The 13,387-nt window shown below is 73.9% G+C and carries 13 protein-coding genes; 4 read left to right on the top strand and 9 right to left on the bottom strand.

The genetic code is table 11. The features are described from left to right. Window positions 1–43: 43 nt before the first annotated feature. The 5 genes from dnaG to QFZ82_RS39825 all read right to left on the bottom strand — a co-directional run bounded on the left by dnaG (window position 44) and on the right by QFZ82_RS39825 (window position 6,552). Window positions 44–1,954: a DNA primase gene (gene dnaG / locus QFZ82_RS26960; protein ID WP_307715614.1), complete on the bottom strand. Its 1,911-nt coding sequence runs from the start codon at window positions 1,952–1,954 to the stop codon at window positions 44–46. A gap of 34 nt (window positions 1,955–1,988) precedes the next feature. Then, window positions 1,989–3,251, bottom strand: coding sequence for an NAD(P)/FAD-dependent oxidoreductase (locus tag QFZ82_RS26955; protein ID WP_307715613.1), 1,263 nt, complete (start codon window positions 3,249–3,251; stop codon window positions 1,989–1,991). A 187-nt stretch (window positions 3,252–3,438) separates the two neighbouring features. Beyond that, on the bottom strand, window positions 3,439–4,848 hold the full coding sequence (locus QFZ82_RS26950) for a deoxyguanosinetriphosphate triphosphohydrolase (protein ID WP_307715612.1): 1,410 nt from the start codon (window positions 4,846–4,848) through the stop codon (window positions 3,439–3,441). Window positions 4,849–4,915: 67 nt separating this feature from the next. Next, entirely contained in the window at window positions 4,916–5,707 is a 792-nt protein-coding gene (locus tag QFZ82_RS26945; protein ID WP_373429331.1) for a sirohydrochlorin chelatase, read from the bottom strand. A gap of 227 nt (window positions 5,708–5,934) precedes the next feature. After that, entirely contained in the window at window positions 5,935–6,552 is a 618-nt protein-coding gene (locus tag QFZ82_RS39825) for a hypothetical protein (RefSeq protein WP_373429330.1), read from the bottom strand. A 126-nt stretch (window positions 6,553–6,678) separates the two neighbouring features. Here QFZ82_RS39825 and QFZ82_RS26935 point away from each other — a divergent pair, with 126 nt between their 5' ends. Further along, window positions 6,679–7,317 carry a vancomycin high temperature exclusion protein gene (locus QFZ82_RS26935; protein WP_307717855.1) on the top strand — a complete coding sequence of 213 codons (639 nt, stop codon included), beginning with the start codon at window positions 6,679–6,681 and terminating at the stop codon, window positions 7,315–7,317. A 61-nt stretch (window positions 7,318–7,378) separates the two neighbouring features. Here the strand turns inward: QFZ82_RS26935 and QFZ82_RS26930 are convergent, their stop codons facing one another. Further along, on the bottom strand, window positions 7,379–7,963 hold the full coding sequence (locus tag QFZ82_RS26930; protein WP_307715611.1) for a TIGR03086 family metal-binding protein: 585 nt from the start codon (window positions 7,961–7,963) through the stop codon (window positions 7,379–7,381). A 187-nt stretch (window positions 7,964–8,150) separates the two neighbouring features. Between QFZ82_RS26930 and QFZ82_RS26925 the strand changes: the two genes are divergently transcribed. After that, on the top strand, window positions 8,151–10,253 hold the full coding sequence (locus QFZ82_RS26925; protein WP_307715610.1) for a molybdopterin oxidoreductase family protein: 2,103 nt from the start codon (window positions 8,151–8,153) through the stop codon (window positions 10,251–10,253). A 61-nt stretch (window positions 10,254–10,314) separates the two neighbouring features. Here the strand turns inward: QFZ82_RS26925 and QFZ82_RS26920 are convergent, their stop codons facing one another. From QFZ82_RS26920 to QFZ82_RS26910, 3 genes are all read right to left on the bottom strand, one after another. Then, the gene (locus QFZ82_RS26920) at window positions 10,315–10,755 is read right to left on the bottom strand and encodes a gamma-glutamylcyclotransferase family protein (protein WP_307715609.1); all 441 of its coding nucleotides are present in this window, start codon (window positions 10,753–10,755) and stop codon (window positions 10,315–10,317) included. Then, window positions 10,752–11,093 (bottom strand): divalent-cation tolerance protein CutA, encoded by a 342-nt coding sequence (cutA, locus tag QFZ82_RS26915; protein WP_307715608.1) that lies wholly within the window; start codon window positions 11,091–11,093, stop codon window positions 10,752–10,754. The genes QFZ82_RS26920 and cutA overlap by 4 nt, the downstream gene beginning before the upstream one ends. A gap of 109 nt (window positions 11,094–11,202) precedes the next feature. Then, window positions 11,203–11,826, bottom strand: a complete 624-nt coding sequence (locus QFZ82_RS26910; RefSeq protein ID WP_307715607.1) for an NADPH-dependent FMN reductase — start codon at window positions 11,824–11,826, stop codon at window positions 11,203–11,205. Window positions 11,827–12,077: 251 nt separating this feature from the next. Here QFZ82_RS26910 and QFZ82_RS26905 point away from each other — a divergent pair, with 251 nt between their 5' ends. Next, window positions 12,078–12,581, top strand: coding sequence for a hypothetical protein (locus QFZ82_RS26905; protein ID WP_307715606.1), 504 nt, complete (start codon window positions 12,078–12,080; stop codon window positions 12,579–12,581). Between the two features lie 115 nt (window positions 12,582–12,696). Next, window positions 12,697–13,344: a class F sortase gene (locus tag QFZ82_RS26900; RefSeq protein WP_307715605.1), complete on the top strand. Its 648-nt coding sequence runs from the start codon at window positions 12,697–12,699 to the stop codon at window positions 13,342–13,344. Window positions 13,345–13,387 lie beyond the last annotated feature (43 nt).

The following is a 13,387-nucleotide window of genomic DNA, read 5'->3' as shown; positions in this document are numbered from 1 at the left end:
CGCGCCGGCCCTCGCGTCCCGCTGAGCCGGGCCGAGCCGAGCGCTACAGCGCCGCCGCGCCCTGGTTGCGCAGGGACTGGGCGTACTGCTGGAGCACCCAGAGCTCGTTGGCCACGGCCGCGTACCGCTCGGGGTCGGCGTTGCTTCCCAGGCGGGCCATCGTGCCCTGGATGTCGCGGATACGGCGGTCCACCGCGCGCAGCCGGACCTGGACGAGCTGCTCGCCCGCGTACGCCTCGTCGACGGTCCTGCCGTGGACCGCCTCCACCGCCAGCTCGGTGACGAGCGCGCGCACCGTGTCGTTCGGCGCGGCGTCGCGGACGCGGGCCAGATAGCCGGAGGTGTCCCCGACGCCCTGCTCGGCACCGCCGGCGTCCTCGATGGTCTGGCGGACGGCCGCGTACGGCGGGGCGGTGAACTCGTCGACGCCGTAGGCGTCGAAGGCCGGCGAGACCAGGGCCGGGTACTGGAGCGCGAGCTTGAGCAGTTCGCGCTCGGTGCGGTGGGCGGGGCTGCGCAGATTGAGCGCGGGCCCGGACGCGTACTGAGGCGCCGGCGCTGCCTGGACCTGCTGCTGCGAACGCGCGGCGCCAGGCCTCTCCGGGCCGCCGCGCCCTCCGCGCTCACGGGCCCAACGGGCCAGCTGCGCCACCCGCTTGACCACGAACTGCGTGTCGAGGATCCCGAGCATGCCGGCGAGCTGAACGGCCGACTCGTGCTGGATCGCGATGTTCTTGATGCCGGCGACGACGGGGGCCGCCTCGTCGAGGGCGGCGGCCCGCCCGGCGGGGGTCTCCAGGTTGTGCCGGGCCACCATCTGCCGGATCGCGAACTCGAAGAGCGGAGTGCGGGATTCGACCAGCTTCTGCACCGACGCGTCACCCTCGGCGAGCCGCAGCTCGCACGGGTCCATACCGCCGGGGGTAATCGCGATGGACGTCTCGGCGGCGAACTTCTGGTCGTCCTCGAAGGCGCGCAGCGCGGCCTTCTGACCGGCCGCGTCGCCGTCGAAGGTGAAGATCACCTCGGCGGTGGCGTTGTCCATCAGCAGCCGGCGCAGGATCTTGATGTGGTCGCCGCCGAACGCCGTGCCGCAGGTCGCGATCGCGGTGGTGACGCCCGCGAGGTGGCAGGCCATCACGTCCGTGTAGCCCTCGACGACGACGGCCCGGCTGGTGCGGGCGATCTCCTTCTTGGCGAGGTCGATGCCGTACAGGACGTGCGACTTCTTGTAGATCGCGGTATCGGGGGTGTTCAGGTACTTCGGGCCGTTGTCGTCGTCGCGCAGCTTGCGGGCGCCGAAGCCGACGACCTCGCCCGTGATGTCGCGGATGGGCCACATCAGCCGGCCCCGGAAGCGGTCGATGGGACCGCGGCGGCCGTCCTGGGAGAGGCCGGAGAGGACGAGTTCCTTGTCGCTGAAGCCCTTGCCGCGCAGGTAACGGGTGAGGTGGTCCCAGCCGGCCGGGCTGTAGCCGACGCCGAAGTGCCGGGCGGCCGCCTGGTCGAAGCCGCGCTCGGCGAGGAACTTCCGGCCGATCTCGGCCTCGGGGCCGTCCAGCTGCTCGACGTAGAACTCGGCGGCGATCTTGTGCGCCTCGACGAGGCGGATCCGCTCGCCGCGCTGGTGGGTGGGGTTGTACCCGCCCTCCTCGTAGCGCAGGGTGATGCCCGCCTGGGCGGCGAGGCGCTCGACCGTCTCCGAGAAGGAGAGGTGGTCGATCTTCATCACGAAGGCGATGGTGTCGCCGCCTTCCTGGCAGCCGAAGCAGTGGAACAGCCCCTTGCTGGGGCTGACCTGGAAGGAGGGTGACTTCTCGTCGTGGAAGGGGCACAGCCCCTTGAGGTTGCCGCCGCCCGCGTTGCGCAGCTGGAGGTACTCGGACACGACGGCGTCGATCGGGACCGCGTCCCGCACCGCCTTCACGTCGTCATCGTTGATCCTGCCTGCCACGCGTGAAGTCTACGGTGGCGCGGGGACAGCGCCCTCAGCCGCCGAGTTCCGTGAGCGGGACGCTCGGGTCGCCCAGCGCCTGGGCGTCCACGCGCGCCTTGGAGCGGATGAGCTGCTGGACGTTCTCGGTGACGTCCCACACATTGACGTTCATCCCCGCCAGCACCCGGCCCCCGCTCAGCCAGAACGCGATGAACTCGCGCTTGCCGACGTCGCCGCGCAGCACGACCTGGTCGTACGAGCCGGGGGGCGCCCAGCCGCTGTACTCCATACCCAGGTCGTACTGGTCGGAGAAGAAGTACGGGACGCGGTCGTAGGTGACGGGCTGGCCGAGCATGGCGCGGGCGGCGGCCGGGCCGCCGTTCAGCGCGTTCGCCCAGTGCTCGACGCGCAGGCGGGCGCCGATCAGCGGGTGCTGGGCCGCGGCGACGTCACCGGCCGCGTAGATGTCGGGGTCCGAGGTGCGCAGGCTCGCGTCGACGGCGATGCCGCCGCCGTGCGCCCGGTCCGCGAGCGCGAGGCCCGCGCCCTCGGCCAGCGCGGTGCGCGGGGCGGCGCCGATCGCGGCGAGGACCTCGTGGGCGGGGTGCTCCTCGCCGTCGTCCGTACGCGCGGCGAGCACCATGCCGTCCTGGCCGGTGATCTCGGTGAGGCGGGCGCCGAAGTGGAAGCGGACGCCGTGCTCCCGGTGCAGCTCGGCGAAGACCTGGCCGAGCTCGGGCCCGATGACCTGGTGGAGAGGGGTGGCCTCCGGTTCGACGACGGTCACCTCGGCGCCGTATGCGCGGGCCGCGGCGGCGACCTCCAGGCCGATCCAGCCGGCGCCCGCGATGACGAGGTGGCCGTTGTCCCGGCCGAGCGCGGCGAGGACGCCGCGCAGCCGCTCGGCGTGGGCGAGGCGGCGCAGATGGTGGACGCCGGCGAGGCCGGTGCCGGGGATGTCGAGACGGCGTGGCTCGGCGCCGGTGGCCAGCAGCAGCTTGTCGTAGTGGACGACGGCCCCGTCGCCGAGGCGGACGGACTTGGCCGCGCGGTCGATGGACACGACCGGCTGGCCGAGGTGGAGCTCGACGTCCGCCTGCGCGTACCAGCCCGGCTCGTGCACGAAGACGCTGTCGCGTTCCTCCTTGCCCGTGAGGAAGCCCTTGGACAGCGGCGGACGTTCGTACGGGTGGTCGCGTTCGTCGCCGATGAGGATCACTCGCCCGGTGAACCCCTCCGCACGGAGGGTCTCAGCGGCCTTGGCCCCGGCCAGTCCACCGCCGACGATGACGAAGGTCCGATGTGCGTCGACCACGTGATGCCTCCTAGAGTCCTGCACTGTTTGTCTCTGCGAGTCCCTGCACTGTTTGTCTCTGCGCCGCTCGGCCTTCAGCGAGCGTCCCGCACGGAGCGTGGCGGCGGAAGAGGGAGTGCCCCTCGGGCATGTCAAACCGGACGAATCGACAAACGATCACCGTACCCGGCGGACCGGGTGCGGGGAGTCAGCGGCGCAGGAGCAGCCGGGCGTGCAGGGTGCGCGCGGAGGCGTCGGTGAGCGAGGCGATCTGGTCGACGATCACACGCTTGCGGGCCCGGTCGTCGGGCGCGGCCTCGAACAGTGCCCGGAACTGCGGCTCCAGTCCTTCCGGCGCCCGCACGGTGAGCGCGTCGGCCAGCTCGGCCAGCACGATGCGCTGGTCGGCGCGGAGCGCCTCCTGCTCGGCACGCTGCATCACATAGCGGTCGGCGACGGCCTTGAGGACGGCGCACTCGTGGCGCGTGGCGCGCGGGACGACGAGCTCCGCCTCGTACCGGGTGAGCCCGCCGCTGCCGAACGCATGGCGGGTGGCGCCCTCGGCGGCCAGCGCGAACCGGCCGATGAGCTGGCTGGTCGCGTCCTTGAGCCGGGCCTGGGCGACGGCCGAGCCGTCGTAGTGGTGCGGCCACCACGGCGCGTCGATCAGCCGGTCGAGCGCCTCGGACAGCTCCTCGGGAGCGGTGTCCTTCGGCACGTAACGGCCCACGGCGACGGCCCAGATCCCCTCGCGCTCGGCCGGGGACAGCAGGCAGTTGGGGTCGATGTGCCCGGCGTGCAGCCCGTCCTCGAAGTCGTGCACCGAGTACGCCACGTCGTCGGACCAGTCCATGACCTGCGCCTCGAAGCACTTGCGGTGCGCGGGTGCGCCGCGGCGCACCCAGGCGAAGACCGGCAGGTCGTCCTCGTACACCCCGAACTTCCCCGAGGACGGGTCGGTGGGGTGCCCGCCGCGCGGCCAGGGGTACTTGGTGGCGGCGTCCAGCGCGGCCCGGGTGAGGTTGAGCCCGACGCTGACGGGCTCGTCGTGGCCGGCCACGGGGACGAACCGCTTGGGCTCGATACGGGTGAGCAGCCGCAGCGACTGGGCGTTGCCCTCGAAGCCGCCGCAGTCCTCGGCGAATTCGTTGAGCGCCTGCTCGCCGTTGTGGCCGAACGGGGGGTGGCCCAGGTCGTGGGCAAGGCAGGCCGCCTCGACGAGGTCCGGGTCGCAGCCGAGCGCCGCGCCGAGCTCGCGCCCGATCTGGGCGCACTCCAGCGAGTGCGTCAGCCGGGTGCGGGGGCTGGCGTCCCAGGCGTGGCTGCGGGTGCCGGGGGTGACGACCTGCGTCTTGCCGGCGAGGCGGCGCAGCGCCGAGGAGTGCAGGACGCGGGCCCGGTCGCGCTGGAAGGCCGTACGGCCGGGCCGCTTGTCGGGCTCGGGCGCGAAGCGCTCGGCGTCCGCGGCGCCGTAGCCGTCGGGTGCGGAGGGGTCCGAGGCGTACGACTCGGGGGTCCTGGTCCCGGGAGCGGACGTCTCACGGGCGTGCGGGGTGGGTGCCTCGGGGTCGGGCGGCCAGGTGATGCCGTCGGTGCCGGTGGTGCCAGTGCCATCCATGCACCGAAGGTAACCGGCGGGGCCGACAGTGGGGACCAGGAAGGCCGCAGGCGGCCCCGGTGGTTGCTCAGGCGGCCGACAGCTCCTGCTCGCGCAGGGCGTACGGGCGCGTCCGCGCCTCGTCGTAACGGTGGAGCAGAAGGCGGGCGAGCGCCGGGTGGGTGCCGAGCGGGTCGGCGGCGATCCAGGGTGCGGCGGCGGCGCTGCGGGTCGCGAAGAGCCCCGGCGCGGCGAAGTAGGACGCGACGGCGATCCGGTGCCGGCCGCGGGCGGTCAGCGCGCGGACGGCGGCGGGGACGGTGGGCGCGAGCGCGGAGGCGTACGCGGCGACGACGGGCACGCCGCCGAGGCGTTCGCCGAGCATCTCCGCCATGCGGCGGGTGTCCTCGGCGGACTCGGGGTCACGCGACCCGGCGGACGCGAGGACGACGCCGGTGCTGCGGCTGCTGCCGTCCGCGTCCCGCCAGCCGGCCTCGGTGAGCCGCGAGCACAGGGCCTCGACCAACAGGGGGTGCGGGCCGAGGGGGCGGGCGATACGGATGTCCGCGCCGCCGCCGGGCGCGGCCGCGGCGGTCTGCGGCAGGTCGTGCTTCACGTGGTAGCCGCGGCTGAGGAGCAGCGGCACGAGCACGGCGGGCGCGCCCCGCAGCCCGGCGAGGGTGTCGGCGAGCAGCGGCTCGTTCAGCTCGATGTGCCCGAGCCGGACGTCGAGACCGGGCCGGAGCTCACGGACCCGCTCGAGGAGAGCGGAGACGGTGCGCAGGGCGCGCGGGTCGCGACTGCCGTGGGCTACGGCGACGAGGGCCGGCCTGCGGTGGGTCGGGTGGGAGTGGGGCGGGCGGTGGTGGGCCTGGGGCATGCGCTGCGGGTTCCGTTCAGTCGGACGTGACTCAGCTGGGTGCCGAGCTGAGCGGTGATGCGCGTCAGCAGCTGAGCGGTGGTGTCGAACTGCGCGGCGCTGTCGTGGGGCATCGCGGGCTGGAGGGGCAGGGACTCACGAAGGTGTTCCGGCTCCGTCATGGACCGATGGTGGCGGGCGGAGGTTGCCGGTGTGTTGCGCGGGGGTGACGGGTGTTTTCGCCGGGCTCACGGTTGGGGGTACGGGCGGTGCGTGGCGGCGCCCGGGAGGTGGGCGGGTGGCCGCTGCGCGGGGGCGCCCGGCAGGTGGGCGGGTGCCGCCGCGCGTGGCCGTTTCCCCACCCCGCCCCTTCCCGGAACTGGGGCTCCGCCCCAGACCCCGTGGCCCTGTGCCCGGCGGGCACGGGCGCCCTGCCGCGCTTCGCGCGGTGCCCCTACGGCTTGGCGGCCGCGGCCCGCATCGCGGGGCGTCGGCCCGGCGCCCGGGGCTCCTGTGCCCCGGCGGCACGGGCTCCGGGCCCTGCGGCGCCGCGGGCGCGGGCAGGCCCGCCGGGCGGTACAGCCACTGCGCCTCGAAGACACCTCGAACCCCGCCGCCGTCAGGTCCAGGCACGCGAAGCTGTCCTTGACCGAGGCGCCCGCGGCCGAGGTGTCGATGCCGGCGAGGACGTCGGCGGGGGACGCGTCGGGGGTCAGCGTCACCGCGTCCGGATACAGCGGCGGCGTCCGGCGGGGGTTCGTCCAGGCGCGCGGAGCGAAGGCGCCCGGCCGGCCGTGTGCGCGGCACATGGCCTCGCACCACGCGGCGTTGTTGCGGGCCGCTCGCAGCGCCCAGTCGTTCGTCACGGCAGTGATCATGCCAACAGGAGGGTCACGGCGACGAACCGATTTCCCGGGCACCGCGTCTGAGGTCCCGTGAGGGGTTTCGGGAAGATCTCGCGTCGCGGACAGCGGCGAACCGTCCAGGCCGTCATGCTCGGCTGCGTGCTCGCGCTCGCGCCCGCGACGTGGATGCACGCCGTCGCCGACAGCCGCGTCCGCGCCGTCGCGGACGTGCCCGCGCAGGACGTCGCCGTCGTCTTCGGGGCCGGACTGTGGAACGGCCGGCCCACTCCGTACCTCGCGCACCGCCTGGACGCCGCCGCCGAGCTCTACCGGGCGGGCAAGGTCAAGGTCGTCCTGGTCACCGGCGACAACAGCCGTGTCGAGTACGACGAGCCCGACGCGATGCGCACGTATCTGACGGAGCGCGGCGTGCCGGACGGGCGGATCGTCAGCGACTACGCCGGGTTCGACACCTGGGACTCCTGCGTCCGGGCGAAGGAGATCTTCGGCGTGGAGCGCGCGGTGCTGGTGACGCAGGGCTTCCACATCCGCCGGGCCGTCGCCCTGTGCCGTTCCGCCGGGGTCGAGTCGTACGGGGTCGGCGTCGCCGAGCCGCACGACGCGACCTGGTACTACGGCGGGGTCCGGGAGGTCTTCGCGGCGGGCAAGGGGTCGCTCGACGCCCTGCTGCGGCCCGACCCGAGGTTCCTCGGCGCGAAGGAGCCGGGCGTACGGGACGCCCTCGAGTCGGCCCACCACGGTCAGCAGCGCCCTCTCGGGAACTAGCGCCCTCTCGGGAGAGGGCGTGATCTTACGGCTCCGGCACCGCCCACTGAGCCGAGAGCTCCTAGGCCCGGCGGCCCAGCATCGCCAGCAGCCGGGACTGGGCGCTGTCGCCCGGCGGCGGCTCGACCGGCGGCGCGAACAGACCCGATTCGGCCAGCTGGTCCGCGTACGGGGTGACCTCCTCCAGCGCGAACGCCACGAGCGCGTCGGGCAGCCGCTCGGGGGCGCCGATCGCCCGGGACAGGTCCCAGGCGTGCACCACCGCGTCCGCGGTCATCTGCGCGCAGTAGGCGACGGCCGGTGTCTCGCCGTACGAGAGCTGCACGGTCCGCTCCAGCGCGCCGTCCGCGGCGAACGCCTTGCGGGCCGCGCGCGCGGCCGCATCCCACGCGGCGCGCGGGCGTGCGCCGAGCACGTCGCCGTCGTGGGCGTCGCCGACGTCCGCGACGGCCGCCCCGCCCGTGACCAGGTCGGGAACCCACAGCTGCTCGGCCGTGAGGTGGTTGACCAGGTCGCGTACGGTCCACTCGGTGCACGGCGTCGGATCGTCCCACTGGTCCGTGCGCACCGCGTGCACCCGGTCGGTGAAGAGGGCGAGCGCCTCGGAGTGCCGGGCGAGGAGGTCTGCCGCGTCGTCGTTCGTCATGCGGCTCACTCTCGCGCGCCGGGGACGCGGATGCGAGCGTGCCGCGACGCCGCGTGTCAGCGCCCCGCCAGTGGCGCGTCGGCGCCCCCGGCCTCACCGGGGACGGCGGCGCGCGCGGAGGGCGGCGTACCCCGCTTGTAATGCGCCGCGCCCGCCGACGTAACACGGATGTTCCACGCTGGGCGTCATGCGCGACGAGACCATCCCGACCCACTGTCCCTACTGCGCCCTGCAGTGCGGCATGAATCTGCGCGGCGGCAAGGCGGCCGATGCGGTCGTCGAGGTGGTGGAACGCCCCGATTTCCCCGTGAACCGGGGGGCGCTGTGCGGCAAGGGCCGCACCTCCCCCGCCCTGCTCTCCTCCCGGGTGCGCCTGACCGAGCCGCTCATCCGATCCCACGCCACAGGCCGGCTCGAGCCGGCCACCTGGGAGGAGGCTCTGCGTACGATCGCCGACGGGCTGCGCCGCACGAGGGACACGCACGGCGCGGACGCGGTGGGCGTCTTCGGCGGCGGCGGACTCACCAATGAGAAGGCGTACACGCTGGGGAAGTTCGCCCGGGTCGTGCTCGGCACCTCGCAGATCGACTACAACGGCCGTTTCTGCATGTCGTCGGCCGCCGCCGCGCACAACAAGGCGTTCGGTCTGGATCGCGGCCTGCCGTTCCCGCTGGAGGACATCCCGCGGACCGGGTGCGTGATCCTCGTCGGCTCCAACCTCGCCGAGACCATGCCGCCCGCGCTGCGGTACCTGACGGAGCTGAAGGAGAACGGCGGCACGCTGATCGTCGTCGACCCGCGGCGCACGCGGACCGCCGAGCAGGCCGACCTCCATCTGGCGCCCCGCCCCGGCACCGACCTGGCGCTCGCCCTCGGGCTGCTGCACCTGGTCGTCGCCGAGGGGAGGACGGACGAGCAGTTCATCGAGGAGCGGACGAGCGGCTGGGCGGACGCCCGCGCCGCGGCGATGGCGCACTGGCCGGAGCTGGTCGAGCGGCTCACCGGCGTCGGCGTGCCCCAGCTGCGCGAGGCGGTACGGATGTTCTGCGACGCGCCCACGGGCATGGTGCTCACCGCGCGCGGACCCGAGCAGCAGTCCAAGGGCACGGACACGGTCAGCGCCTGGATCAACCTGTGCCTGGCCACCGGCCGGGCCGGCCGCCCGCTGTCCGGCTACGGCTGCCTGACGGGTCAGGGCAACGGGCAGGGCGGCCGGGAGCACGGCCAGAAGGCCGACCAGCTGCCGGGCTACCGCAAGCTGGACGACCCGGCCGCGCGGGCCCATGTCGCCGCGGTGTGGGGCGTGGCGCCCGAGGCGCTGCCCGGCCCGGGGCGCAGCGCCTACGAGCTGCTGGACGCGCTCGGCACGGACGTGAAGTCGCTGCTGCTGATGGGCTCGAACCCGGTGGTGTCGGCGCCGCGCGCCGCGCACATCGAGGAACGGCTGAAGTCGCTGGACTTCCTGGCCGTGGCGGACGTGGTGCTGTCGGAGACCGCCGCGCTCGCGGACGTGGTGCTGCCGGTGACGCAGTGGGCGGAGGAGACCGGCACGACGACGAACCTGGAGGGCAGGGTGCTGCTGAGGCGCCGCGCGGTCGACGCGCCGCCCGGCGTGCGCAGCGATCTTCAGGTGCTCGGCGCCCTCGCGGGGCTGCTGGGTCACGAGAAGGGCTTCTCGTCCGACCCGGAGGAGGTCTTCGACGAGCTGCGCCGGGCGTCGGCGGGCGGGCCCGCTGACTACTCGGGGATCAGCTACCGCCGGATCGCCGAGGAGGACGGGGTGTTCTGGCCGTGCCCCGCGCCCGCGTCGCAGGACGGGGCGGAGGTCCATCCGGGGACGCCGCGGCTGTTCCTCGACCGGTTCGCCACGGACGACGGGCGGGCGCGGTTCGTGCCCGTGGCGCACCGGCCCGCCGCCGAGGAACCGGACGCCGAGTACCCGGTGCTGCTGACCACCGGTCGGGTCGTCGCCCAGTACCAGTCGGGAGCGCAGACGCGCCGCGTCGACGAGCTGAACACGGCGGCGCCGGGCCCGTTCGTGGAACTGCATCCGCAGCTGGCCGAGCGCATCGGCGCCGCGGACGGCGACCCGGTGGCGGTGGTCTCGCGGCGTGGGCGTGCGGTGGGGCCGGCCCGGATCACCAACGGGATCAGGCCGGACACGGTGTTCATGCCGTTCCACTGGCCCGGCGAGGGCCGGGTGAACACCGTGACCAACCCGGCGCTCGACCCGACCTCGCGGATGCCGGAGTTCAAGGTGTGCGCGGTCCGCGTGGAACCGGCCGCCTGACCGGCCACCGTGCGCGCGGTCCGCGGACAACCGGCCGCCCGACCGGCCGACCGGCTCCCGTTCACACCCCCGCCGCTCCCGCACGGCCGCACCAGTCGCCGCCCGCGATGCGCCGCCCGCGTGCCGCGAGGTCGCGGGCCAGGCCGTCGGCGGCGACGTAGACCCAGGCGCGTGTCGCGGTGCCGTCCGCGAGGATCACCTCGCGGGCCACCCGCTCGTACATGTTGCGCGGGTGGCCGGGGGCGACGAAGTCCTCCAGCTGGTCGAGCGTCCTCAGCAGGCGGGCGTACTCGCGGGGCGCGGGGGTCACGCACGCGCCCGCGACGGCGCCGCCCTCCCGCACGTCCTCGACCAGGTACGGGTAGCCCGGTCCGTCGTACAGCAGCGCGCCCGGCAGTGTCGCGGGCTCCTCGGCGGACGTGCGCCCGGCGAGGAACAGGTCGTGGTTGTGCCCGCCGGGCCGCAGGGTGCCGTAGACGAAGAGGGGCAGCTGCTCGGTCACGGAGTCTTCGTCTCCGCCCGTACCCACGCCGCGTACGCGGCGCCCGCGCGCACCACCGGGAGGGCGATGATCTCCGGGGTGTCGTAGTCGTGCGCGGCGGTCAGGTGTGCTTCCAGGGCGTCGTAGCAGGCCGGGGTGGTCTTGAAGAGGATCTGCCACTCCTCGGCGCGCTCGATGGCGTTCTGCCAGCGGTACACGGAGGTCACCGGCGCGGAGACCTGCGCACAGGCGGCGAGTCCTGCCTCCACCGCGCCCTGCGCGAGTTCGTGCGCCTTCTCGGCGCTGTCGGTGGTGGTCAGCACGGCGAGCAGCGGAGGCGCGGCGGGCTGTTGCTCCACGGCGGGGCTCCTTCGGTAGGCGACTGGGGCACGGGGACGGGGCCCGTGCCCGCCACGGTACGCACCTCCCGGCCCCTCGCGCCGCCCGCCCGCGACGCCGGGCCGCTCCTCAGGCCGCGTAGGGGTGCGCGGCCTTGGCGGACCGGAGTGCGGTGCCCCACCAGGCGAGCTGGTCGAGCATCGTCTTGGCGGCGGCGTCGGGGCCGGCGGGGTCGCGGTGGTTGCCCTCGTCGTCGAAGTGGGCGCCGGCGTTGTGGAAGGAGACCGTGTCGCGGACGGTGACGGCGTGGAGCTCTGCGAAGACCTGACGCAGCTGTTCGACGGCGCGCAGCCCGCCGGACATGCCGCCGTAGGAGACGAAGCCGACCGGCTTGGCCTGCCATTCGCCGAAGTGCCAGTCGATGAGGGACTTGAGGGAGGCGGGGAAGGAGTGGTTGTACTCGGGGGTGAGGACGACGAAGGCGTCGGCGGCGGCCAGCCGGGGCGTGACCTTGGCGAGTTCGGCGGTGACGGCGGGCGACGGCTTGTAGGACAGGGACGTGGGCAGGTCCGTCTCGGCGAGGTCGACGAGGTCGACGGTGAAGTCCTCGCGACGGGCGGCGCGGGAGAGGAACCAGTCGGCGACGACGGGCCCGAAGCGTCCCTCGCGGTTGCTCCCGACGATGACGGCGAGCTTCAGCGGGGCCCGGTCGGCAGGGGTGACGGTCGTGTTCTCATGCGTGGTGAGGTCCATGGGGAAGAGCGTGGTACCTCAAGCTTGGTTGAGGTCAAGCGCCCATACACGGTCACCCGTTCGGCACCGTCCGGAGCGCACGGCATCCGAATGCGCCATCACCCGCGATGACCTGCCGCAACGCCCCGCGTCCAGCACGACACGCCGCTCCGGGCCGGTGAATCTGATGTGTCATCAGCAGGCATGCGGCGCGGCCCGGCCCTTTCCTCGAAACAGAGGACCCACGCATTACGCGCTCCCGGAGGACCCCCATGCGCAGGATCGCCCGCCTGACGACCGGCTCCGCGCTGGTCATCGCCTCGACAGGTCTCGGCTCCCCGGCGTCCTTCGCCGGGGACTCCGGCTCCCTGGAGGTCCACCCGTCGACGGCCGAACCGGGCGGAACGGTCACCGTCAGCACCGAGGCCTGCGGCAGGAACGGGCGCGGCACCGGCGACGCGCGGGATCTGGGCGCGGGCGAGTTCAAGCTGTCGCCGGGCACGCACAAGGAGCTCGCGGTGGGCCAGTTCACGGTGCCCGAGGACGCCCGGCCCGGGACGTACGAGATCGGCGTCCGGTGCAAGAACGGCAAGGAGGCCCACGGCGACGTGACCATCCGTCACGGCGGCCCGAGCGGCCATGTGAGGACCGGTGTCGGCGGCAGCGTCGGACCGGACACCACCCAGATCGCGGCGGGCACGGCGATCATCGCCGCGGCCGCCGTCGGCGGGACCCTGCTCCTGCGTCGCCGGGCGAGCGGCGCGCAGGACAGCTGACGGGCCGGTTCTACCGGATCCCGCACCGCCCGAGCCCCCGCTCCCGTCCGGCCCCGAGCCGACGGGGGCGGGGTGCGAGCCGTATCCGGCTCCCCACCACCTTCCGGAGGAGAGATTGAGCACCAGGGCCAAGGGCCTCGGTGTCGTCCTGGCCGTGTGCGCGGGCCTGTGGCTGATTCAGAACGGCGCGCGGGACGTGACCCCGCCGATGCCGTCGGCCGCCGAGGCGTTCGCCGCCGGTCCCGACCAGCACACCGACGCGGCCGCCGATCCCCTTCCCGCCTCCCCGCCGCTGCGACTGCGCATCCCCGTAATCGACGTGGACGCCCCGGTGAGGGGTCTCGGTCTGGCGCGGGACGGCAGCCTCCAGGCGCCGCCGACCGCCGACCGCAATCTCGCCGGCTGGTACGAGGACGGCACCGCGCCGGGCGCGAAGGGCACGGCGATCGTCGCGGGCCATGTGGACAACGCCGAGGGCCCGTCCGTCTTCTACGAACTCGGCGCGCTCAAGAAGGGCAACCGGATCGAGATCACGCGGGGGGACGGCCGGACCGCGGTGTTCACCATCGACGCGATCGAGGTCTACGAGGCGCACGCGTTCCCCGACGAGAAGGTCTACAGCCCCAGCGACCGCGCCGAACTGCGGGTGATCACCTGTGGCGGGGGCTTCTCGGAGAAGACGGGCTACCAGGGCAACGTGGTGGCGTACGCGCACCTGATCGGGGTGCGACCGGGCGAGGCGGGGCGCGACAGAAAAAGCTAGCCATGGACATAGTAGCCATGTACGTTATTACTCCCGGGCGCAC

The sequence above is a fragment of the Streptomyces sp. V4I23 genome, assembly GCF_030817975.1.
Lineage (GTDB): Bacteria > Actinomycetota > Actinomycetes > Streptomycetales > Streptomycetaceae > Streptomyces.
The sequence above is the reverse complement of the archived record's forward strand: the minus strand, read 5'-3'. Positions and strand labels throughout refer to the sequence as shown.

Coding starts and splice junctions, on each gene's coding strand:
- QFZ82_RS26950 (WP_307715612.1), bottom strand. CDS start 4,848: ATGGATGGCACTGGCACCACCGGCACCGACGGCATCACCTGGCCGCCC.
- QFZ82_RS26945 (WP_373429331.1), bottom strand. CDS start 5,707: ATGCCCCAGGCCCACCACCGCCCGCCCCACTCCCACCCGACCCACCGC.
- QFZ82_RS26935 (WP_307717855.1), top strand. CDS start 6,679: ATGCTCGGCTGCGTGCTCGCGCTCGCGCCCGCGACGTGGATGCACGCC.
- QFZ82_RS26930 (WP_307715611.1), bottom strand. CDS start 7,963: ATGACGAACGACGACGCGGCAGACCTCCTCGCCCGGCACTCCGAGGCG.
- QFZ82_RS26925 (WP_307715610.1), top strand. CDS start 8,151: ATGCGCGACGAGACCATCCCGACCCACTGTCCCTACTGCGCCCTGCAG.
- QFZ82_RS26910 (WP_307715607.1), bottom strand. CDS start 11,826: ATGGACCTCACCACGCATGAGAACACGACCGTCACCCCTGCCGACCGG.
- QFZ82_RS26905 (WP_307715606.1), top strand. CDS start 12,078: ATGCGCAGGATCGCCCGCCTGACGACCGGCTCCGCGCTGGTCATCGCC.